The 19,868-nt window shown below is 57.8% G+C and carries 25 protein-coding genes and 1 pseudogene; 7 read left to right on the forward strand and 19 right to left on the reverse strand.

Going from position 1 to position 19,868, the window contains the following annotated elements:
- Positions 1–887 (forward strand): non-homologous end-joining DNA ligase (gene ligD, locus XI06_RS14405; protein WP_442869443.1); only part of this gene is annotated, 887 nt, incomplete at its 5' end.
- Between the two features lie 113 nt (positions 888–1,000).
- On the opposite strand, the gene XI06_RS14410 is transcribed toward ligD, so the two are convergent.
- From XI06_RS14410 to XI06_RS14420, 3 genes and pseudogenes are all read right to left on the reverse strand, one after another.
- On the reverse strand, positions 1,001–1,618 hold the full coding sequence (locus tag XI06_RS14410) for a LabA-like NYN domain-containing protein (protein WP_237873594.1): 618 nt from the start codon (positions 1,616–1,618) through the stop codon (positions 1,001–1,003).
- 1,006 nt (positions 1,619–2,624) lie between these two features.
- Positions 2,625–2,837 (reverse strand): hypothetical protein, encoded by a 213-nt coding sequence (locus tag XI06_RS14415; protein ID WP_237873593.1) that lies wholly within the window; start codon positions 2,835–2,837, stop codon positions 2,625–2,627.
- A 340-nt stretch (positions 2,838–3,177) separates the two neighbouring features.
- Positions 3,178–3,587, reverse strand: a pseudogene (locus XI06_RS14420) (SOS response-associated peptidase family protein); the annotation flags it as partial.
- Between the two features lie 78 nt (positions 3,588–3,665).
- Between XI06_RS14420 and XI06_RS14425 the strand changes: the two are divergent.
- The gene (locus XI06_RS14425; RefSeq protein WP_237873592.1) at positions 3,666–5,165 is read left to right on the forward strand and encodes a hypothetical protein; all 1,500 of its coding nucleotides are present in this window, start codon (positions 3,666–3,668) and stop codon (positions 5,163–5,165) included.
- 169 nt (positions 5,166–5,334) lie between these two features.
- On the opposite strand, the gene XI06_RS14430 is transcribed toward XI06_RS14425, so the two are convergent.
- From XI06_RS14430 to XI06_RS14440, 3 genes are all read right to left on the reverse strand, one after another.
- Positions 5,335–5,880 (reverse strand): TadE/TadG family type IV pilus assembly protein, encoded by a 546-nt coding sequence (locus XI06_RS14430; RefSeq protein ID WP_237873591.1) that lies wholly within the window; start codon positions 5,878–5,880, stop codon positions 5,335–5,337.
- A 128-nt stretch (positions 5,881–6,008) separates the two neighbouring features.
- Entirely contained in the window at positions 6,009–6,677 is a 669-nt protein-coding gene (locus XI06_RS14435) for a TadE/TadG family type IV pilus assembly protein (RefSeq protein WP_333909331.1), read from the reverse strand.
- Positions 6,631–8,178, reverse strand: coding sequence for a TadE/TadG family type IV pilus assembly protein (locus XI06_RS14440; protein WP_237873586.1), 1,548 nt, complete (start codon positions 8,176–8,178; stop codon positions 6,631–6,633). Before XI06_RS14440 ends, XI06_RS14435 begins: the two co-directional genes overlap by 47 nt.
- Before the next feature lie 1,120 nt (positions 8,179–9,298).
- On the opposite strand from XI06_RS14440, the gene XI06_RS14445 reads away from it, so the two are divergent.
- On the forward strand, positions 9,299–9,460 hold the full coding sequence (locus XI06_RS14445; protein WP_237873584.1) for a Flp family type IVb pilin: 162 nt from the start codon (positions 9,299–9,301) through the stop codon (positions 9,458–9,460).
- A 92-nt stretch (positions 9,461–9,552) separates the two neighbouring features.
- On the opposite strand, the gene XI06_RS14450 is transcribed toward XI06_RS14445, so the two are convergent.
- The 3 genes from XI06_RS14450 to XI06_RS14460 form a co-directional block, all read right to left on the reverse strand.
- Positions 9,553–10,452, reverse strand: coding sequence for a site-specific integrase (locus XI06_RS14450; protein ID WP_237873582.1), 900 nt, complete (start codon positions 10,450–10,452; stop codon positions 9,553–9,555).
- Positions 10,428–10,955: an Arm DNA-binding domain-containing protein gene (locus XI06_RS14455; protein ID WP_237873579.1), complete on the reverse strand. Its 528-nt coding sequence runs from the start codon at positions 10,953–10,955 to the stop codon at positions 10,428–10,430. Before XI06_RS14455 ends, XI06_RS14450 begins: the two co-directional genes overlap by 25 nt.
- A gap of 463 nt (positions 10,956–11,418) precedes the next feature.
- A complete protein-coding gene (locus tag XI06_RS14460; RefSeq protein ID WP_271605647.1) occupies positions 11,419–11,706 on the reverse strand; it encodes a hypothetical protein in 288 nt (95 codons plus the stop codon).
- Between the two features lie 415 nt (positions 11,707–12,121).
- On the opposite strand from XI06_RS14460, the gene XI06_RS14465 reads away from it, so the two are divergent.
- The 4 genes from XI06_RS14465 (at position 12,122) to XI06_RS14480 (ending at position 13,460) form a co-directional block, all read left to right on the forward strand.
- Positions 12,122–12,310 carry a hypothetical protein gene (locus tag XI06_RS14465; protein ID WP_271605648.1) on the forward strand — a complete coding sequence of 63 codons (189 nt, stop codon included), beginning with the start codon at positions 12,122–12,124 and terminating at the stop codon, positions 12,308–12,310.
- 177 nt (positions 12,311–12,487) lie between these two features.
- The gene (locus tag XI06_RS14470) at positions 12,488–12,778 is read left to right on the forward strand and encodes a hypothetical protein (RefSeq protein WP_271605649.1); all 291 of its coding nucleotides are present in this window, start codon (positions 12,488–12,490) and stop codon (positions 12,776–12,778) included.
- A gap of 3 nt (positions 12,779–12,781) precedes the next feature.
- Entirely contained in the window at positions 12,782–13,033 is a 252-nt protein-coding gene (locus tag XI06_RS14475; protein ID WP_271605650.1) for a hypothetical protein, read from the forward strand.
- 37 nt (positions 13,034–13,070) lie between these two features.
- Complete coding sequence (locus XI06_RS14480) at positions 13,071–13,460, forward strand: hypothetical protein (RefSeq protein ID WP_271605651.1); 390 nt, start codon at positions 13,071–13,073, stop codon at positions 13,458–13,460.
- 481 nt (positions 13,461–13,941) lie between these two features.
- On the opposite strand, the gene XI06_RS14485 is transcribed toward XI06_RS14480, so the two are convergent.
- From XI06_RS14485 to XI06_RS14530, 10 genes are all read right to left on the reverse strand, one after another.
- On the reverse strand, positions 13,942–14,178 hold the full coding sequence (locus XI06_RS14485) for a hypothetical protein (protein WP_271605652.1): 237 nt from the start codon (positions 14,176–14,178) through the stop codon (positions 13,942–13,944).
- A complete protein-coding gene (locus XI06_RS14490) occupies positions 14,162–14,440 on the reverse strand; it encodes a hypothetical protein (protein WP_271605653.1) in 279 nt (92 codons plus the stop codon). Before XI06_RS14490 ends, XI06_RS14485 begins: the two co-directional genes overlap by 17 nt.
- Before the next feature lie 265 nt (positions 14,441–14,705).
- The gene (locus XI06_RS14495; protein WP_271605654.1) at positions 14,706–14,912 is read right to left on the reverse strand and encodes a hypothetical protein; all 207 of its coding nucleotides are present in this window, start codon (positions 14,910–14,912) and stop codon (positions 14,706–14,708) included.
- Positions 14,913–14,928: 16 nt separating this feature from the next.
- A complete protein-coding gene (locus XI06_RS14500; protein WP_271605655.1) occupies positions 14,929–15,414 on the reverse strand; it encodes a hypothetical protein in 486 nt (161 codons plus the stop codon).
- Positions 15,415–15,417: 3 nt separating this feature from the next.
- Complete coding sequence (locus tag XI06_RS14505; RefSeq protein ID WP_271605656.1) at positions 15,418–16,467, reverse strand: phage major capsid protein; 1,050 nt, start codon at positions 16,465–16,467, stop codon at positions 15,418–15,420.
- 81 nt (positions 16,468–16,548) lie between these two features.
- Complete coding sequence (locus tag XI06_RS14510) at positions 16,549–16,854, reverse strand: hypothetical protein (protein WP_271605657.1); 306 nt, start codon at positions 16,852–16,854, stop codon at positions 16,549–16,551.
- On the reverse strand, positions 16,848–17,084 hold the full coding sequence (locus XI06_RS14515) for a hypothetical protein (RefSeq protein WP_271605658.1): 237 nt from the start codon (positions 17,082–17,084) through the stop codon (positions 16,848–16,850). The genes XI06_RS14510 and XI06_RS14515 overlap by 7 nt, the downstream gene beginning before the upstream one ends.
- 74 nt (positions 17,085–17,158) lie before the next feature.
- Positions 17,159–18,223: an AAA family ATPase gene (locus tag XI06_RS14520; protein WP_271605659.1), complete on the reverse strand. Its 1,065-nt coding sequence runs from the start codon at positions 18,221–18,223 to the stop codon at positions 17,159–17,161.
- Complete coding sequence (locus tag XI06_RS14525) at positions 18,216–19,220, reverse strand: DUF7146 domain-containing protein (protein WP_271605660.1); 1,005 nt, start codon at positions 19,218–19,220, stop codon at positions 18,216–18,218. Before XI06_RS14525 ends, XI06_RS14520 begins: the two co-directional genes overlap by 8 nt.
- Positions 19,221–19,324: 104 nt before the next feature.
- Positions 19,325–19,846 carry a hypothetical protein gene (locus XI06_RS14530; protein ID WP_271605661.1) on the reverse strand — a complete coding sequence of 174 codons (522 nt, stop codon included), beginning with the start codon at positions 19,844–19,846 and terminating at the stop codon, positions 19,325–19,327.
- Between the last annotated feature and the right edge of the window lie 22 nt (positions 19,847–19,868).

The raw sequence follows: 19,868 nt of genomic DNA on the forward strand, positions 1-19,868 counted from the left end.
CGGAAGGGTGGGCGAGATCATCTCGGAATCCTGGGCGAGATCAAATCGGTACACCCGGGCGAGATCATCGGAATCCGCAGATTCACGAAATCAAATATGACGGCTATCGGGCGCAGGTACATGTGAACAGCGGCGCCACGAAAATCTTCACCCGCAACGGTCACGACTGGACGAAACGGTTCTCGCGCCTCGCAAGCTCGTTCAAGCTGAAGAGCCAAACCGTCTTCGATGGCGAGATTGTCGTGGTCCACGAGGACCGGACCAACTTTTCCGAGCTGCACGCAGACTTGGCCAAAGGCCGTCAAGACCGGATGCTGTTCTATGCCTTCGATATCCTCTTCCACAATGGAGAGGATCTTCGGAGCAAGCCCCAGCTTAAGCGTAAGGAGTTGCTGAAAGAGCTGATCGACATGCTCGATCCGCCCATCCTGTACAGCGAGCATCATGAAGGCAACGGGCAGGCGCTGTTCGAGGCTGCGGCGCGGTTGAACTATGAGGGCATCGTATCAAAGCGTATCGATGCACCTTACCGCTCGGACAGGGTCGAGGCTTGGCAGAAAATCAAAACTGTCCAGCGCGAAAAATTCCCTGTGGTCGGATTCATCAAGGATCCGACAGGTGTCGCCGCCCTCTACCTCGGCAAGAGGGAAGGCAAAGAACTGGTGTACATGGGCAAGGTCGGTACCGGCTGGTCTCGCACGGTTTCCAGTGAGATCCGAAAGAAGCTCGACACGGTGGTGAGCCCAAAGGCAAAATTGACAAAGCCCATCAAGAAACCAAAGGCTACTTGGGTCGAGCCGACGTTTTATGCCGATATCGAATTTCACGACATCACTTCAGACGGCCTACTGAGGGCGAGCTCGTTCAAGGGATTGTCTCGAAAATAGGCGCGGCGAGAGGGCTAGCCGTATCCTGGAATTGGTCTGCGCGTCACTGGCTGCTTGGACGTCATGCTGTTCTATTGAAGTGGTCTGCCGCAAAGTCGATACGGGCGACTTACTTAGCCACGAGGGTCGTTTCCTTTCGGCTCTTGTAGATATTTCGACATGTGTCCTCGCGGTTCGCGATCACGTGGGGCCGGGCGTTCAAACGGGTCGCGGCCAAGCTTGGACTGCAACTCGACGAGATCAGTGAAGACGTCGGCCTGGCGGCGCAGCTCGTCGGCTATCATCGGCGGCTGGCTGGCGATAGTGGAGATCACCGTGACCCGCACGCCGCGGCGCTGCACGGCCTCGACCAGCGAGCGGAAGTCGCCATCACCCGAGAATAGCACCATCTGGTCGATGTGTTCGGCGGCCTCCATGGCGTCCACCGCTAGCTCGATATCCATGTTGCCCTTGATCTTGCGGCGGCCGGATGCATCGACAAACTCTTTAGTCGCCTTGGTGACGACCGTGAACCCGTTGTAGTCCAACCAATCGAGCAGGGGACGAATCGAGGAAAACTCCTGATCTTCGATAACTGCGGTATAGTAGAATGCCCGAAACAGTTCTCCGTGGCTGTGAAATTCCTCCAGCAGGCGTTTGTAATCGATGTCGAAGCCCAGTGCTTTCGCCGTCGCGTAAAGATTGGCGCCATCGATGAAAAGCGCAATCTTGTTAGTCGAAGCGGATGACATGACTTGCGGGCTTTCCAGAGCGCCGATCTAGGCCTTGGTCGATAGACCAGCAACTGAATCCTTGGCTCGATCTCGAAGAGAGATGCGCGAAAATACTTCAAGCATCAAGCAATCTCATGGCGAGCAGGAACTCCGCTGCCACTAAAGAAGTTATCCCATTATATTTGTTGAGCAATGTGGCTATTTTAGGTGGTTGTTTATGAGTATGCTTCCAATGAGCGATGTGGATTTTCCTGTCTTTGATAGTTCGATCACACGGCGCGGTCGCAGCTGGCGTTGGTGCGTTTATGGCAAAGCTGGTAAAATCATCCTGCAGGGTACTGAGCGCGGCCGACTAGCGGCACAGTACATGGCTGCGCGCGCGACCTTTTTGCTGCTCCTCACCGCGCCGTACCGGAGACCCAGGAACGAACTGCTTCCAAAAAATCCCGTGCGCTCGAACTCAATAGGACTGAGATAGCCGAAGGTCGAGTGCACTTGTAACTCTCGGCGACGGGAGAAGGCCAAGTTTACACATCTTAATTCTGGAGGAGCGAGCGACCTCAGCTCTGGAAGGGTGAGGAGCTGAGGCCGCCTGAGCTTCGGAACGGAGGCGAATCCAACCGACGCTCAGCGAAGGTAGGCTGCATCCATTCCCTCGCATGGTGCACTTGTGAACAAAACTGCGACGATGTTAGCGCGCGTGCTTTAAGTCCCGTAGTTGTCCCCCGTCTTGCGCGACGAGCCTCACGTTAAGGCTGCCGAATTTCGATAGGCTTCGGTATTCCAACGGGGGTGTGCTCGGCCTCACCCAAAACTATGCTGCCGCGCTCTGAGTGAGCGTGAAATGGCAAGCGGCCGCAACAATGAAAATCCACCCGTGCTCCTCTGCCAGGAATGCAGGCGGCCGATGGAGTACCTCGCGATGCTTCCAGAGATTGCCGGCCTGCAAGCGATACACGCCTACTTATGTCGGCCATGCCAGGGGGTCGACAGCATTACGTTGAAGTAGGACCAGCGGATTTGCCTAGCCGTCTCGGCACCGAATGCCGAAGTTGTCGCAGGTCAACGCGAAGGCTTCCTTCGCCTTTGCATCCTCAAAGCAGAAGCGGGTGCCGATGTCTGCGCGATCAGTCCACCATCCCAATTTGCTGTCCTTCGCAAGGCGAGCAGCCTCTCCGCGCAGCAGATCCAACTGTCTTCCAGCTGCGTGGACAACCAAGCAATTTTCTTTTGCCATGAATGCGGTCCTCAAAATGATGCAACAACACCAATTTGTTTCCGCCAAAAAATGAAAATAATGTGGCGTTAATGCTGGCGCTACTGATGCGGAAACAGGTCGGCACCTGCCGATAACAGCCGCACATAGGTGCCGCTTTCGTGCGGCTCGAGCCAGCCTCTCTCGATCGTATACTTGATGCCGGCGCCAAACTCCGACCCGCTCGCATGGTCTTAGAAAGGAACGGACCGTTGATCTTCTCGATGTGGATGCTCGTTGATCACCTGGACGCTTCTGGCAAGCTCGATGAGCTTTCGTGCGGCGGCTTCCGGTTCGGCATAGGGGCGGGCGTTAGCGCATTTCATATGGCAGTCTGATCCTCCTTCACGCCACGTGCCACGATTCGCAATGCACCGTCTGCAAGCGGACGCTGAAGTATTTGGGCTTCATCCCAAGAAGCGCTCATCCAGGTCTCAACTACGCCCGGCCGCATCAAGATGACCGGCATCGCTTTCGGGTGAATAGCGCCGACCTCGGCATTGGGCTCGGTCGTTAGGAATGCGTACAAGTCGTTCGTCGTTTCGCCTTCTTTGACCTTTCGCACCGAAGTCCAATTTGCCAAGATGGCCGCGAAGCAGGCGAGGAGGCGGGTCTCTTTGAGAGCGAACCAGATGTCTCCGCCTTCGGCCTTGTTGAACTCGCGGAATGAGTTGAAGGGTACCACGCAGCGGCGCTCCGGGCCAAGCCACGCCTCCAGGGTTTCGAGCTTAAGTGCCGCTGTCGGTTTGTCGCCCGTTAGGAAAGCATTATTGCCTTCAGGCGATAATTTCTCATCCAACTAGATAAAGGTTGCTCGACTTGGGGCCGATTTTGAAAGGTCAAGGGACCGTGGCGGCCTGCGTATTCGCTACAGCTGCGATTTTCGCGATAGTCTATTGGATTATCGGAGGAGCCGTATTCCCCACGGATGACGCCTTCATCAACTTGCACAATGCGCAGGTTATTCACGAGGGCCACGATGAGAATTATATCGGAGTTCCCGCTCTCGTCGGAGCCACGAGCGGTGTGCATCTCGCGCTGCTGCTGGCTATCGAGAAAGTCGTCTTTTCTGACACTCTGGCATTGTACTTGCTCGGCGCATTCTGCGGCGTCGCATATGTGCTCGGTCTATTCCTCGCCTGCATCAACGTCGGATGCTCCCGCCTGGAGCCAATGCTAATCGCTGTTGGTGGCTTGATCTTTGCTGGTACGCTGTTTCAGCTCCTGAATGGAATGGATACCGGACTCGCGATGGCTGCGGTGGCCTGGAACATCAAGCTGCTGACAGACAAGAGACGGACGATCTCGCTCCCCCTTCTTTGCGGGATCATGCCGTTTATCCGGCCGGAGCTTAGTCTTCTGTCTGTCGGGTCGATGCTCATTCTGCTTCTCGAAAACGGTCATTCGCTCCGCTTCAAGATCGCTGCATGCGCGACGTCGCTTCTAAGCGCTGTGCCGTTCCTCATGTGGTACTGGGTCGACACGGGTTCGCTGGTGCCTAGCACTGTCGGCGCCAAAACCTACTACTTCGCAGACCGTTACGCAGATTGGCCGGACAAATTGCGCTTCGTATCGTTGGCAACGGCTCGAGCTGCGGTTGCCTGTTTCCCTCTTTTTCTCTGCGTTCGCTTTATACGGCCGCGCTCGGTCGGGATCGTTCTGGCCGTGTTCGCTACCATTTTCATAGGCTCGTATCTCTGGAAATTCCCTAGCGGCCTCTCCCATAATGGAAGTCGATACCTCTACATATTTGCGCCGATCATACTCTTTGGAGTGGCGTGCGGCCTCAGTTCGGCAGCTCGCACGAATACCCTTCGATTTGTCGGGATATCGGCTCTCTTTCTGCCATTGGCCTTCGGTGGGCAACTTTCCGACTACTGGACACACCTAACAGGCAATCAAAAAAGCCTTTCCGACGCCGTACATTGGATCAATGAGAATTTGCCTGATCGACCGACAATATTGGTGCATGACGCTGGCTATGTCGCCTATGCGGGGCATGTTCGGCTTGTCGACCTCGTAGGACTGAAGACGCCGGCCGCGATCGAGTTTCACAAGCGGCTGACGTACCCAAGCGCCGGGGAGCTGAGGTCAAAGGCGATCGCTGAGATCGCTCGATCATTCCACCCAAAATACTTGTTAGCGCTTCAAGAGTGGAACGAGAAATTTGGTCTCGTTGATGGTCTACGCGAGCAGGGTTGGGTGGTGGAGGAAGTATACACGGGAAAGGGTCAGACGAACACGCCCTCGCCAGACATTTACCACATCTACAAGCTGAGTGAGCCAATCACCGCGGCCAGACAGAGCTAGCAAAAATACCTCTTATTAAACCGAAACTTTTCCATTTACTAAAGGGAGGGGACTTGGAGGAAAGGTCGCAATCGTTGTCTGCAGACCAGCTACACACTCAACGCGATTGCCGGCCTTGGTCCAAATCGCGTCAATTAGTTCTATGGTCGCGCCTCAATGAAGCCGCTTTCTAATACGGCTCGTTTTTAAAAACAGCCGTTCCGACCAACAATCGCTTGTTGCCGGACAGGTTCGACGGATTCCAACCCAATCCGGTAACGATCTGTGGCCATTGATAGAACAACCGCACGACAACAACATCTCCCGGGCCACCGGGGTTGAAATGAAGATTCGTTCCGACGAAGTTTCTGTTGCTATCTATCGGGCTACTTAAATTGATGCTCGTGAACGAAGGATAGTTCTGCACATCGATGGAGATACCACTGCAGTTGAAGAGCGCCGGGATCTTGCCGCAGACGTAGTTGGTGAACTGCGCCGAGGTGTAAGACGCGGCTTGGACCTGACCTGTTAGGACGGTCCGAGCCGCATCCAATGTAATCGTTTCGAGCAACTGCCCCGCGAGAAACAGGATTCCCGTCTCAAGAATGGCGAACAAAAGTGCAAAGAACGTCGGCGCGACCAACGCAAATTCCACTGCTGCCGATCCCCGATGGTTAACGCGAAACCGGCGGAGCCGGCGCCGAACCAACAAGGCAGTAAAAGTAGGCGATGGCATTAAACAACTCCTGGCGTTCGCGCGCCTCTCTCTTTCAACTTACGAGCAGATGTCTTCCCGAATCGATTCGCCATCAGGCCGCGCCTCCGACATCGTTTGTTCTTCTGATCGATTCTAGAGCGCACGCATCAGGTTTGAGGGCACGTGGTCGGAAGTGGGTTCGGGGGGTTATAAAACACGCACTGAGATAACCGTGGACGGGTGTAGGCGAAGTCGCTCAAGGCCACTCCCTCCTTATTCATCACGTAGCCGATCGTCGGTACGTAGGTGTACACTACACTGGAGTAGATCACGTAAGTGTTAGCCACCTGAAGCGAAGTTGGTATGTTTACTACCGTTCCCGGCGACGCCGCTAACGAGCCATCGCTGTTCACCGCCCACTGGACTCGTGCCTGCAGGCTCGAATTGACCCACAGTTGGACAATCGACATCTTGAGATTCGGATCTGTAGCACTCGTGGCGTAAGGATATAAGATGCCCGTCGAAGCTGAAAAGAAATTAGTGAGGTCCGAATCCTTAACCGACTTTGATTGCGATGTAAGGTCGGAGGTCGTATGCGCCATGAGGGATACGGCGCGATAGGCAGCAAGGCCGTTGGTGAACTCAACTACCCCAAAAAACAACACGAGCATGATCGGGACGATCATGGCAAACTCGGTCGCTGCGACCCCGCTACGGTCTCGCATGAGTCGTGCTAGAAGGCGCTGAGTGCGCCGCCAAGGCTTCGCCTTATATTTCATGACGAGTCCTTCAGTTGGTAATGTGCGCATTGACGAGGGCATGATTGAACATCGCATTCAGTGCAGCAGTGATGTCCGCCGGAGTGTTCGCGGTATAGAAAAAGCCAGGCGACGCGCACCCCTGCAGGCTTGCGGGAATATTGGGTATGTTATTGTTGGCGTAATCGTCCTCGTCACCTGCAAAGCTGGCATTGACCGGTGAGATTAGCTGGTAAGGGATGTAGAGAACCGACACGATGATGCCCCTATTCTTGAGTGGGGCGCAGTCAGTTGCGGGATTAATGACCGTGGCATGGTTGCTGCCGGACCAGCCGCCGTTAGGAACGCCTTTCACTTGCGGGTCCTGAGCACCGTCGGTGATAAGGAAGACATAAGGGAGGGTATTGTTATAGGAACTGCCGTTACCTACGCTGCTGATTAGGGTGTTCGTCGACGAGAGCGCTGTATCGATGTGCGTGCCACCCGAGCCGAGATTGGCGTTTGTATTGGTGTCAAGCAAAGACGCCAGATTGGCGGCCGCATAGTTGATGGTGGACGGATTTGTTGAGGAGCCGTTGATACTCGAAGTCAGTGGAAAATAGTTTGAATAGAGATACCGGATGAAGGGATACAGACCGATCCGGAATTGCTGCGGTAACTTCTCGCTGTTATTCGCCGTAATAAAGAGTTGGTTCACGGCATAACCCACCGCATCGAGCCGCAACTGGATGCAATTATCGGTGCCCGTAGCCGGACAGTTCGCTACTGTGGGGAGATTGTTGTAGAGCGAATTCGGCAAGCCGGAGACGATATTGTTGGGAAGCTGCTTTCTCATCGGATTGTTGTTATTGGTCTGGAGGAGGCCTGTGTATCCAGACTGGCTGACGCGGGAGATCGCGTAACCGAGGCAATAATTATTCGTAGGATAGCCTTGCGTCCCCGAGTCCGTGCATGCGCTATTTTGAGGCGAGAAATGGCAAGCCAACGTGCATCCGGTGGGATATTGCCTGAAGTTGTCAGGATTAATTGCCTGCATTCGCTGAGCTTCTGTTGGCGTCGAGGGCAGCCCCATTGACCCCGAAACGTCAAGCAGCAGATAGAAATCAAGATACATCGGCAGTGAACCAACCGATTGTGACGAACCTGAAAGCGCGATCGTGTTTATGCCGATTAACTTCACGAAGGTGGTGGGCATGTCAGCGCTGAAAGTCACTTGAGAGGTGATGTTCGAATTCGTCTTAGTGACCGTCGGAGTGACATGTAAGTTCGTATAGTCCGCGACATTCCGGAGGTTTGCATAGAAGATATTGCTCGCATCGGTGACGCCGGCGGCTACTGGTCCGCTGCCAGCCATTGTACCTGCCGCAACATACGCGGGCGAACCTACTGCCAGTGCTCCAACGCTTGCCGCATCGGCCGCGCTTTGCAGCTTGGCTTTGATCTGAGTCGCCATCGTGTAGTCCACCGCACAACCAACCGCGGTCAGAAGCGGGACGGCCGCAAGAGCAAAGATGACGGCGATATTACCACGTCGGTCGCGCAGGAAGCGACCCATCAGATCAAAACAACCGCCGCTCATAATTTCTGCCCCGAGTTTGATAGTCTAGAGTAACCTCTGGCTGCTTAAACGTTGCCTTAAGGCGAACGCAGATCTTCTCATCTCAATTCCCGCGATGTCGCCACCGAACGCGCTTCTCACAGCGAGAAACCGGAGGAGCATCGCTGCGGCTCTCCACACGGTCGAAACGACAATCTGGAATTGATCTCTTAAACAATGCTTACCAGCGGTTCGCCGAATGAACTACGGAAAACGAAGCGCCATCATTAACTGAGACTGAAATGTCTTGGAGAAACGCGGGTAGCCCGTCGAAAGTAATTTCGGTCCGATTAGGGGTGGGCGGGCAGGTAGACCGCAAATCACACAGTACTCCGCAGATTCGATTACTAGGCGAACAATTATGTGCTGCGAGATGGTCCATCGCCGTAAGGTCGGTGACTTGGCCTCTGAGCAGAACTTGGATCAGTTGTATAAGCGAACTATTAACACTCAAGGTGCATATGTATTCGACTTTGGGTTGTAGCCGCTTCTGCCCGACCAGCTGCTCCTTCCATCTGAGCGAACTTATTCCTAATGAATAAGCGGACAGGAAAGTACAGAGAATGATTACTCGCGTATTGGGTTCCGTTTGTATGTTCGTGGCCGCTCTGACTCTCGCCAGACACCTAGGTTTTTTGCCTATAGAAATGTGGAGCTTTGGAGTTGTGACCGGCTGTGGAGTCTATCTCTTGAGCGGCAACAAAGCGCTGTCGCTATCTCCTCGGTCGGGAGAACCAAAATTTGGCGATTCTTAAGCAGGTGCTTTGGAAGTCCTTGATCCTTAAAAGATGGAGCGTGCTCGACTGAGACCGAGGATAACCAGTCGGAATGGCATGCCGTGCTGGTTATCGAGGGCGGCAGGCCGGTCATGTTCGCCGCATCGGGATCATGCGAGCGCTGAACGGGGGGCGGCCTAACACAGACATCGAGCCGTGGGGCAAGCGGTGAGGTGCGATCGGATCCACCAATGAAGCCCGTGCCCCATTTGCATCGGTCGGGACCACAGGCTTGGGATTTACTGCATTTGAGTCGAGAAATTTACCTAGTAGAAATTCGGCAAGCTTAGCCTTGGGCCCATCAATACCCATGGCAGGGGCTCGAAATGACTTTGGTTAGTCGCTTCATTGCAGATGAAAATGGTGCTACCGCGATCGAGTACGGCTTGATCGCAGCCGGTATCGCGCTGGCGATCATCACCGTCGTCAACAGTCTCGGCACCACGCTAAACGACAAGTTCGGATCAGTCAGCAGCTCGCTAAAGTAATTGGTGCCGCACCATCTGCAGCGCGCGCCGCCGCCGCGCATGCATTGTTCCTGGCTGGCCGCTGCCTGCATGGCGCGCGCGGGGGCTTCCTATCAGACCGCGGTCTGCAGCATCTTCTGAAGGGCCTTTGGCACTGGCGGACCGATGATCCTCCTCAACTCGGCCGCGACGCCGTTGAGCACCGCCCGCTTTTCCTTCATGCGGGTAGAATGATTGTAGACCTTGCCGGTGACGGTCGGCACGACGACCTCGGCCTTCTTGCTGGCGGCATGATCGAGACACTTCGCGATCCAGGCGTCGTCGAAGCCGAGATCTCCGGCCAGAGTCGCCGCTGTTCGCCGCAGATCGTGCGGCGTGAACGGCTTGAGGCCGAGTAGCTCGCAAATTGCGGCGGTCTTGGTCTTGTCCTTGTTTTTCTCGTGCTTGGTGCCACGTAGCGCGTCGGCCATTGCCTTGCGATGGATCGGTTGGCCCTTGTACATGGGGCTCTCGAAGACGAACTGCTGATCATCCGAGGTCAGCGCTTCCCGGATGATCTCGACCGCCAGATCGGACAATGGCTGCTGGATCACTCGCCTCTTCTTGACGCGCTTGAGCGGGACGTCGAAGCGGGGATGAGCGCCCTCGAGGTCGAACAGCTCATCGCGACGGGCCCCGAGCAATTCACGAGAGCGCAGCATGGTGACCAGCTCGAACTTGAGCGCCAGCCGCGTCCGGCGATCATAGGGGAGGTCGTCGCGATCCAATCCACGCCAGAATATCCTGATCTCGTCCTCGGAGAGGACGCGGGTCCGGGGATGCTCCGGATCGAGCTTCGGCAGGTTGACGCAGGGGCTGGCCGTGACATAGTCGCGACCGGCTTCCGCCGCCCAGTTGAACAGGCCCGAGGCCGCCTTTCGCATGTGGCGCGCGTTGCTGACGGACGGCTTGCCGAACTTGCCCGCGACGATGTCGTTCGACAGTGTCGCTATGTCGTGCTTGGTGACCTCCATGGCAAGCTTCTTGCCGAGGCGGGGCCGGATGAAACGGTTGAGGTGGCTCGCTGTATATTCCCACGCCTCAAGCCGGGGCGCATCTCGCCGTCCGGCTTCTTGACCGGCGTCTTCATCCACTTGATGCGCTCGTCGATGATCTCCGCGACGGTCTTGCCGCGTTTCGCTTTTGCGGTCTTCTGGTCGCGGAAAGTCTCGAGAAGCGCGTCGCCGCCCATGGCCTTGAGGCCGTAGACCTTGCTGCGGGCATCCTCGACGGTGAAGGTCTCGGGATTGTAGATACCGAGCCAGCCGGTGCGCTGCTTGCCGGTCTGCCGGTCAGTGAACTTGAAGGAGAAGGTGGCGACCCCCGCCGCGGTGATGCTGACGTAGAGGCCATGGCATTTGCGGTCGTAGAACTTGGTCCGCTTGGCGACCCGCTTCTCGCAGAGGCGATCGGTCAGGATGACGCTGCTGTTGCGGCCCCGCTTGCCGGCGGGGGAGGGGACAGTGATAGTATCCATGTGGTTTCGGCTCCTAAGGCTTGGGACCAAAGGGCTCGGCTTTGGGACTTTCAGTTTGTCGTGCGGACGCTGAAAGGCTCTAGGGCCGGGCCCTTGTTTTGGTGAAGCCCGCTGAAACAGCCCGCCTCAGGCTAGTTCAAAAACGCTTATTTTAAAGGGTTTTCTTAGTTTCGGCGTGTTTCACCGAGTGCCAAAATATAGACGTGTGGTCCTGGCGCCCGGAGCCTGTGCGCCAAGGCTCGTGATGATGTGCGATGTCCAACCGGGCGTGCACATCAGTCATCTGCGAGACGACGGGGGCAATAGTGCATCGCTCCCCGGGGAGATCACGACATAAGCCGTCAAACCACTGCGCAGGGGTTCGCATAGGCCAAAAAGCGTAGATAAATCAATGCAATCCGCGCCGCGTATCCCCGTTCGTGTCCCAATCCGCTAGCCCAAAAATATTTTGCATCCACAGCCCTCACCCGATCACCCGATAGCTCTTCGCCCGCTTCCTCCTCGGGCCCGCCGCCGGCCTGCCGGCGTTGATCGCCCGCATGATCCCGATCTTGGCCAGCATCACCGGCCCGCCGAGCTCGACCACCAGCAGCAGCGCCTCCAGCGCCGCTTGCCACTCCGGCGCATCGTGCACGGTCTTCGGCAATGCGGCGATGTACTCGCCGGCATCGCGCAAGGTGCGCAGCGTTCTGCCGTCGTTCAACCTGATCGGATCGTCGAACGGGCGGGACCAGCCCTTCACCTCAGCCATGGTGCACTTGTAGCAGGAACCACTGTTCTAATGGCCGCTTGTTCGCTCGGCTGCGTCGATCGCGCTGGTCTCCGCAGTCCGGCCGGCCCCGGCCTTCACACCGCCGCGTGCAAAGGCGCGGGGTCGCGCTGGGCGATCATCAAGGGATTAGCCTGAGGGTGTCTTAGTTCGCCGATTGCGCCTGCGGATCAGCCACTGCTTGACCGCCCCATAGATGAAGATGCTCACGCCAGCCGCTGGAATAATCAAAACAAAAAGCGCGTAGTTCATGATGCTCCGCCGTGAATGGAGGCATCATCGAACGTGACCCTTACGCAAGCATTACACAGAGTTAATGTTTCGGGATGTTTCCAGAGAGCAGTTAACATCGCCTCGGTTGGCGGCCTTTTTTATTCCGGTCCAAGCAGTGACCTGCATGCTGACCCTTCGCTCTATCGGCCCCGACGACTACAGCGTCCACGAGGACGGCCACCTGATCGGCCGCATCCGGCGCGATGATCGTCTGTGGCTGTGGACGGTCGTGGTGACGCTGCCCGGTCCGCCGGCCGGCGACGCGGCAACGCAAGGGCGCGTGGGAGAACTTCAAAGCCAAGCACGGGCCTGAGACGCTGGCGAAGGCGTTCGAGCAGATGAATTGGGCGAACCGTCCGGGCCGGTTCGGGCGGTGATGCGGCCAGCTTCATCCACCTTATCCACAGGCGCCTCCGTAGTCCTCCGGCTTCGCACTACCCTGCATTGTGGCATCGTCGTGGTTCCCTGATTCGTCACAAGGACCCAGAGCATGGCATTGAACGACGGTGAGATCGCGATTGTTAAAGGTATGCTGCTTCGCGGAGACCGGCAGCACGACATCGCTGCATACTTCGGCATCAACGGTGGCCGCATCGCTGAAATCAGCACCGGGCAAACCGGCAGCAGCATTTCAGCATCGCCAGCAGAAGACTTGCCGCCAGCAGGCCCGTACATGGCTGGCCGCTCGGCGCTCCGCGCTCGCGACACGCTAACTGCGCTCCGCGATCTCATCCAAGACGCGATCAACGATATCGACCTTTACGAGAAGCCGAGAGATTGAAACATGGCGCAGGATGATCTGGCCGACTCTAGCAAGACCGTTCACAACGAAATCCAAAAACTGCGAGCAAATTTCTGCAATGGATGCGGCATAGCCGCAGTAGCAGCGGGACTAATTTTGCCAGTTCTCAAACAAGTTCAATCCCCTGACTGGATTGGCTGGCTAGCAGTCGCTGCTCTTGGTGCCGCCGGGCTCAGCGTTGGCCTGCTCTGTCATTCGATTGCGCGCATCTACATTTTAAAGCTGAAGGACTAGCGCGCTGTAGTCACCAACTCCGGTGTGAGAATTTGCGATGAAGGCAAGTCAACGATTGTTCCTAGTCATTCTAATCATCGTCGCCTTTGGGTTTCTGATCGCAATTCCGTTGTCCTTAGAAGCAGGACCGGTTCAGCATTTGACTGTCGCAAAACTCGTGGGCAGCAGCGGATTGGTATTCGATATCGCAGGTATCATACAATTAGAAGCCAGTGGAGCGTTTGACTCACTGCTGGAGCGCTATGGAGACATTGAGCGTTATCCCTACGGTCCTCCGTCCCACATCACGCGACAAATCATCGACAATCCAGATGCACCGATTAGAACGGCCGCGCGAAACTTCATCTTCTTTGAACATCGCACCGGCATTTTGCTGCTGCTGATCGGATTCTTCTTGCAGCTCAGCGCCGTTTGGATTTGGATTTGACGGCCGGACCCTGCGCGTCCACCCGGCGTCGCCTCGGCCACAACCGGGTTTTTCCAAAACCCACTTCGGTGTGCGGGTTTTTCAACCGTTTGCTTGATCGGATCGATCAGGATGAGCATTCATATTGCACAGTGGCGTCATCGGGGTCCGTACGAACCTGCATCAGAAGCGCATTGGAGCCGATCGTGAACGGCGCATTCTGCGTTAACGTATAGTCCGCATCGCTGTAGGTGCTCTTGTCGCTGGTCTGAAGGTTTGGGTGCTGTTGAAGGTCACCAACACTGGCGCGACATCGGCACGCGGAGTCGTCGTATTGGTTGACTCAATGACACTGTCATTGGGTGGTTCATTTGCTGGTTTGTTGGACGCGCTCTTCTTCCTACTTCTCGCGGTACTGGCCTAAATCACGCCACAACACCGAGTAACCGCCACCAAGCCGCCGATGGGTGGCGATGCTTCGCGAGCGCGTGTTGTTTCGCATTCAGACCAAATACGACGCCAGCGTCGTATTTGCCGCCTCGACCATCCGCGCCAGCTCTTCACGCGACGCCGCGATCTCGGCCGCGAGCATCTTCGCGTCGGTGATGTCGGCCGCATCGATCAACTCGCCTGCGCGCGCCGCGCGCTCGATAGAGTCATACTTCGCGAACAGCAGCGCCTGCAGTTTACGATTGCGCGCGATCAGGACATCAAATTCGGCATCACTGCCGCGTCGCATGATCGTCGTCCTCATCATCTCGCGCCCAAGGCCTCTCGCCATCGAACGGCAGATTGCGCCCGATCGATCGCGGATGAACCCGCGCCTGCACCGTGAGCCGCAAGCTTCTCGCCAACGCCATCTGCAGCTTCACAGCCCTTTCCCATTCCGCGCGTTGGCTCGGCTTGCGCGCCAGACTTTGCGCGAGCAGGCAGGCCTGCACATAGCTCACGATTAACGGCATGTCGGCGCGGGTTAGATGTCCGTCGCCCACGCTGGCCATCAGCTCAGCGAATGCTGCCTTCTCGGACTTCGTTAGCGATGCCGGCGGGATCAGCTTCGATGGTCGCTCGGTCGGGCGCGGTGTGGTCAGGGATGCAATCGATTGGCGGCCTCGGTTTCTCATCGTTCTGGACCTTTAGGACGGATAGCTTTGACCAGTTTTGCTCCGCTTCGAAGATTCTGGACGAAAAGCCGTGTGATGCCTGCGGGCCGATCGGGACCACCCCCACCCTTCTAGGAATTCCTTATGCCCCCCGGCCCAAGGATCAAACGGCGCCGCGATCAATCTCAACTTCGCCACGTTCGACCAAGTCAGCGATGTCGCGCAGCTTCTCGGCGAGCATGACGCGTGCTGGCTCACGCAGACCGATGCTGCGTTTCGGCAAACTGTCGATCAGCGAACGAAGCGCGCAATCCGGTTCAGCATCGAGCCGTGCCAGCTCGCGCTGACGTGCCGCTTCGTAACGCGCCATGAAATCGGTCTGCCAATTACGCTGCATGCGTCTTCCTCTTGGTCAACCACGCTACGTTGCTGCCACGATTGAGCACTTCGCTGATGTCAGTCTCAAGAGCATCGAGCCGCGATTCTAGTTCGTCCTGCCTCGCCTCGATACTGCCGAGTCTCGTGGACACTTCTTCCCTCAGAGCATCCACCGCCGTCCCGTCGCCACCGCGACAAACCATACGCTCAAGTCTGCCGGTTACTTCGGCGATGCCTTCGACAAGGTCGATAACCTCGGCCCGACTGACGAAATCTGGCTGCGGCTTCTCGACCAATGCTTCAGCGGTCGTTTTGAAAATGAGACCGGATGACGGCGCGTGCTTGCGCACCGCGTTGCGCTCATCCGGCAGCTTCCACATCTCGCCATCGCCATTCAATTCTCGCTTCTCACGACGGCGCTGCATGTCGCCGCGCATCTCGTCGTTCTCGCGGCGCAACTGTTCGGCCCATGCTCTGTGATCGATACGATCCATGGCTCACCACGAAATGCCGTCGACCCACGCAAGCGCGGCACTCGATCTCAGAGCGAAATCGACGTCAGCGCGGAGCCGGATCGAAACACAATCTGATTGATACAAGCTCTGGATTGGAAAAGCCGCCGTCGTGGCCGTGGTCAACGGAGCCGGATCGTCGGCCATGTGCAGCGAAGTTTCGATGCTGACATCGAGCTTGGGCGCATCGAGACCACCCGCGATGGCCACGCAGCTCGGCGACAGGCACAGCACCTGATCGTCGGCCAGCGCAGAGGAGATCGCCAGCGGATACTTGAACAACGGCTGTCTCAAACCGATCTTGATGCCCGCCGCCGGACCGGCAACGTAGAACAGATCACTGGAGACCGCCGCGACGCTGGCACCAATGTTGCTCAGGTCCGTGATCATCGCCTCATCAGTGCCGCCTGCCGTCGCGGCCGTCGCGTTGATGCCATAGCGCAGGCCCGCAGGCTGGCTTGCCGAAGCCGCATCTGTCCCGAACAGCGCCTTTTCAAAGCCGAGCGAGGAATTGCGCGCCATCAGATCGCGCAGCACGGGTTCGCAGGAGCTATATTCGAACAGCTCGCGGCTTGCGACCACGATCGTGGCCATCTTCTTCGTCGTCAACGTGATGCCGGCGTCGAACGCAAACTGCTTCACCGGAATCGGATTGCCCTCGCTCACCCAGCCGACCGCGTCGGCATCCGTGGCAATCGATGGAAGTGTCACACCGTACAGACCTTCAAGACCGACGTTGAGCATCTTCGGCAGCAACTGACCGATAGCGCTCTTCGGCCCCATCACAGCTTGCAGCGTGTCGATGGTCGTCTGCCGCAGCGCGGTCACCGTGCCGGTGTCGGCCGGCGTCACGACGCCCTTCTCGACGATGCTACGGGTGACGGGGTCGCTGAGGTCTTCATCAGCCTGCTTGCCGCCAAAGAGCGCGCGGCGGCCGAGCGTGTGGATGCCACGGGTGATGCTGAGCGCACGGGAGGTGCGCTCGGTGGCGAGGGCGCCGGAGTAATCCGGGCGAAGGGGGACAGGTGTACGCATGTCCGGACCGTGGGCCCAGTCCAAGCCCGCCGATGTCATGCATGACCAGAAAACAGCTTCTCCTGATTTCGGGGAGAAGCTCTACTTCCCCGACCGCGCCGCCTCGCTGATTGCCCTCGCGATGGCCTGCCCGATGTCCTTGCTGCTGTAGGCCTCGCGGTGCGGCAGGTAGTCCCAGCGCACCAGCGCATCCACCATGACGCCGTCGTACTCGACTAGTGCCACGGCCCGCTTGTTGCGGCCTTCGCGGCGCTCCCGGTAGCGCTGGACGGCTTCCTTGTTGAGCTGGCGCTTGTGCCAGCGGGACCGCGTGATCAGCTTCCTGAAGCCCCGCAGGCGCGCTGCGGGCACGATGATTGTGATCGAGCCGGGCGAGCGGGTCAGCATGGCAGCACCGGGCGCATGTAGGCGAACGGCGCACGGGTCGTCAGCCGCAATTGCGCTGCCTCGGGCCGGATCACGACGCCAACCACCTTGCCGGTCTCAATGCTGATCTGGCGCACGCTCGACGCGGCCGGGCGTTCGGGCTCGGGCTTTCTCCAGCCGCGATAGAGACGGACGGACTGCCCGGCGCGGAGTTTCGCGCGGACGGTCCGGGGAAGTCGATGGCCGGGCATGACTGTGCACCTCTCTCTACCCATCGATAAGAAAAATAAGACGTAAGAAAACGGCCCGCGCCATGGTCGGACGACTAGTTCCACCATTGCCGCGCAGCAAAGTTGAAATCCAAAGTTCCGTCCTCTCTTCGTATCTTCTTATCACTCTTATGGGGGGGATATTGCTGAGGGCGCTGAGGGCATGTGTAGAGCCCGCGACCGGCCTTAATCACCTCGCCATCGCGCCCCATTTTGAAAAGCAGCTGGTCCACGTTGTTGCGCGGCATGCCGGTGCCCGCCACGATGTCCTGAATTCTTACCGGCTCTCCGGCGTCGATAAGAAACTGCAAGATTGTCGAGCGCTCTCCGGACCGGTGAACCTCTGCCGCCGGACCGAGCACCCGCCACTTGCCGGTGAGCTTGCTGAACTCCACGGCGCTCTCGATCTCCTCGATATCCCGGCCTCGGCCGTACAGAGTGACGCCGCTGGCGTCACGGTCCAGCACCAGCGTGGTGTCGGCGGCGCCGGACAGGCCCATGGTGCCGGAGACCTTTTCAAAAGGATCACTGTCGCCCATGCTCTTGCGTAGATGGTGGACGATCACGATGGCAATGCCCGACTTAGAGGCGATCGTCTGTAGCCCTTGGATCGCGGCATAGTCGCTCTCGTAGGGTTGCTGGTCCTTGCGACGAGGTGAGCGGAAACGGGCCAGTACATCGACGACGATCAGGCGCGGCTTGCGAGCCTTGGCAATCCACCCGGTGATGTTGTCAATTCCACCCTCATCGGCACGCGGCCATTCGGTGGCGTAGTCGAACGCGGCGGGCCACTCGCTACTGTCCCCGATCAGCTTGGTGATGCGCGAATGAAGCCGGCGCTCGTTGTCCTCCAACGCCAAATAGAGCACGTCACCTTGTGCACACTTGATCTCGCCGAGGCAGTAACCGTCATCAGCAACGGCCAGCGCAATGTCGAGCATAAGCCAGCTCTTCCCGATCTTCGGACGACCGGCAAGGATTGTACAGCCGTCAGCGACATAACCGGGGACCACGTATCTGATCGGCTCGAACACTTTGGTGCGAAGCTTCGCAGCATTGCGGATCGGGCCGCTATCACCAGCATCGCCCGGAAAGTCATCCTTGACCTCGTAGTCAGCCATAAGCCGCCTCCCGCTCGACAATGTCGGCCATGTCGTCGCCCGGCTTATTCGGAACGACGCGACGCACATGCACGCCGGCCGTAGTCCACCGCGCCGAGCATTCCCGCGCTGCATCCGGGCCAGGTATTCGGCCGGTCCTCGGATTGCGCTTGTCGTGATCGACCATGATGGTCAGGCACTCGATGCCGGACAGCACTGGCAGCTTGGCGATGCCGCCGCAGAAACCCAGTGCCCACATCGGCACGAAGCCCAGCATCATCGCAGCAATCGCGGTCTCGACGCCTTCGGCAACATGCAGGCCCAGCGTGACTTCCTCGTCAGGCGTCAGCTTGCAGGCACAGCCATCGATCGGACCCAGCGCGAAGGGGCCTTCCTTCTCTGCTTCCATCGTCAGCTTGATGCGGATGATCGCGCGCGGCTCATCGGTGCGGATGTCGCGCATGAGCGCGATCAGGGCCGGGCGATATTCGCGGGCGTCGCTCGGTCCGAACGGACATTGCAGGTTGAAGCGCAGCGCAGGCGAGAGATCGCACGGCAGGATCAGCCTGCGGCGTTCGAGATAGCGCTGTGCAACCGGATGATCGAGGCCGGTGGCGTCGCGGAAAATTTGGAGCGCGGTCTTGGATGCTTCGCGCACGACGTCAGTGCCACGGCGCGGGTTCCTATGAGTGATATTATCACCATTTGGAACATCCCATATCCCGCAGAACTCGCGCGCCCATTTGATCGCATCGCCAATGTCGCAAGCCTGCTCGCGCATGATCAGGTCAAGCAGTGATCCACCTTCGCCGCTCTCGTGATCGATCCACAATCCGTTTTCGATCTTGACGCAGAGCGAGCCCTTGCGACCCCAGCGCAGCTCGTGCCTGCCCTGATGCTCATGATCTGGCGCACCAAGCAGGGTGTTGGCCACCTCAGCGGCCCGCCTGATCAGCTCGGCGCGGAGATCGTCGAGGCTTGCGTCGGGTGTCCCTGACGATTTATGATCTGCTGGCATTCCGGAACCTCGAAGCCTTCGGGACTGCATCTCCGCTTTGCTCTTTGCTAGGTACCGCCCGACGTGGAGATTGAGACCGCGCCGGGCGGTATTGCGCGTTCATCCTATGCATTCACGGCAGCCCCGACTGCTGCCTCCACCTCGGGCGAATAGTTGAAATGCGCGAGAATGCCTTTACGCCATGATGCTTCGGCGACGGCAGCATCGCCGCCCTGAGTGCCGTCGAAGTCGAAGTCATCTTCGATTTCGCCGTAGTAGACGATGTAAACTCGATAGTCGTCTGGAATGCCGTTACGGATCAGCTCTGAAGTCGCCTTCCACCATGCCTTGCGACGCTGATACCAGCCGTCATCCATCGGGTCGGATGGCAAAGGGCGTGAGCAAGGGTAGGCAGGTTCAGGGCAATGGAAGCTCTCAACCATCCAGTTACCCGAACCAAAGCCAAAGCCCGCATCGATCCAGATCGCGCCGTAGGTCATGCGGCCGATCAACTCTCCAAAGATTGCGTCGCTTTTGTAGAAGCCGTGGATCATGCCCGGTGCCCACGGATGCGTTGCCATGATGGCCTTGAGTTCGTCGTCGGTCTTTTGATCTTTTGCGCAGATCAATGCTTTCTTGATCATCATAAGCTCTTCTCCTCTCGCTCTC

Source organism: Bradyrhizobium sp. CCBAU 11434, assembly GCF_028128895.1.
In the GTDB taxonomy this organism is placed as follows: Bacteria; Pseudomonadota; Alphaproteobacteria; order Rhizobiales; family Xanthobacteraceae; genus Bradyrhizobium; species Bradyrhizobium zhengyangense.

What these genes read in the sequence shown, in the direction of transcription:
- XI06_RS14460 (WP_271605647.1), bottom strand. Translation starts at nt 11,706, where the DNA reads ATGGCTGAGGTGAAGGGCTGGTCCCGCCCGTTCGACGATCCGATCAGG.
- XI06_RS14435 (WP_333909331.1), bottom strand. Translation starts at nt 6,677, where the DNA reads ATGCGATGTTCAATCATGCCCTCGTCAATGCGCACATTACCAACTGAA.
- XI06_RS14525 (WP_271605660.1), bottom strand. Translation starts at nt 19,220, where the DNA reads ATGCCAGCAGATCATAAATCGTCAGGGACACCCGACGCAAGCCTCGAC.
- XI06_RS14500 (WP_271605655.1), bottom strand. Translation starts at nt 15,414, where the DNA reads ATGGATCGTATCGATCACAGAGCATGGGCCGAACAGTTGCGCCGCGAG.
- XI06_RS14530 (WP_271605661.1), bottom strand. Translation starts at nt 19,846, where the DNA reads ATGATGATCAAGAAAGCATTGATCTGCGCAAAAGATCAAAAGACCGAC.
- XI06_RS14515 (WP_271605658.1), bottom strand. Translation starts at nt 17,084, where the DNA reads ATGCCCGGCCATCGACTTCCCCGGACCGTCCGCGCGAAACTCCGCGCC.
- XI06_RS14520 (WP_271605659.1), bottom strand. Translation starts at nt 18,223, where the DNA reads ATGGCTGACTACGAGGTCAAGGATGACTTTCCGGGCGATGCTGGTGAT.
- XI06_RS14480 (WP_271605651.1), top strand. Translation starts at nt 13,071, where the DNA reads ATGAAGGCAAGTCAACGATTGTTCCTAGTCATTCTAATCATCGTCGCC.
- XI06_RS14415 (WP_237873593.1), bottom strand. Translation starts at nt 2,837, where the DNA reads ATGGCAAAAGAAAATTGCTTGGTTGTCCACGCAGCTGGAAGACAGTTG.
- XI06_RS14430 (WP_237873591.1), bottom strand. Translation starts at nt 5,880, where the DNA reads ATGCCATCGCCTACTTTTACTGCCTTGTTGGTTCGGCGCCGGCTCCGC.
- XI06_RS14450 (WP_237873582.1), bottom strand. Translation starts at nt 10,452, where the DNA reads ATGGAGGTCACCAAGCACGACATAGCGACACTGTCGAACGACATCGTC.
- XI06_RS14455 (WP_237873579.1), bottom strand. Translation starts at nt 10,955, where the DNA reads ATGGATACTATCACTGTCCCCTCCCCCGCCGGCAAGCGGGGCCGCAAC.
- XI06_RS14485 (WP_271605652.1), bottom strand. Translation starts at nt 14,178, where the DNA reads ATGCGACGCGGCAGTGATGCCGAATTTGATGTCCTGATCGCGCGCAAT.
- XI06_RS14490 (WP_271605653.1), bottom strand. Translation starts at nt 14,440, where the DNA reads ATGGCCAGCGTGGGCGACGGACATCTAACCCGCGCCGACATGCCGTTA.
- XI06_RS14465 (WP_271605648.1), top strand. Translation starts at nt 12,122, where the DNA reads ATGCTGACCCTTCGCTCTATCGGCCCCGACGACTACAGCGTCCACGAG.
- XI06_RS14410 (WP_237873594.1), bottom strand. Translation starts at nt 1,618, where the DNA reads ATGTCATCCGCTTCGACTAACAAGATTGCGCTTTTCATCGATGGCGCC.
- XI06_RS14495 (WP_271605654.1), bottom strand. Translation starts at nt 14,912, where the DNA reads ATGGCGCGTTACGAAGCGGCACGTCAGCGCGAGCTGGCACGGCTCGAT.
- XI06_RS14470 (WP_271605649.1), top strand. Translation starts at nt 12,488, where the DNA reads ATGGCATTGAACGACGGTGAGATCGCGATTGTTAAAGGTATGCTGCTT.
- XI06_RS14505 (WP_271605656.1), bottom strand. Translation starts at nt 16,467, where the DNA reads ATGCGTACACCTGTCCCCCTTCGCCCGGATTACTCCGGCGCCCTCGCC.
- XI06_RS14475 (WP_271605650.1), top strand. Translation starts at nt 12,782, where the DNA reads ATGGCGCAGGATGATCTGGCCGACTCTAGCAAGACCGTTCACAACGAA.
- XI06_RS14440 (WP_237873586.1), bottom strand. Translation starts at nt 8,178, where the DNA reads ATGAGCGGCGGTTGTTTTGATCTGATGGGTCGCTTCCTGCGCGACCGA.
- XI06_RS14510 (WP_271605657.1), bottom strand. Translation starts at nt 16,854, where the DNA reads ATGCTGACCCGCTCGCCCGGCTCGATCACAATCATCGTGCCCGCAGCG.
- XI06_RS14445 (WP_237873584.1), top strand. Translation starts at nt 9,299, where the DNA reads ATGACTTTGGTTAGTCGCTTCATTGCAGATGAAAATGGTGCTACCGCG.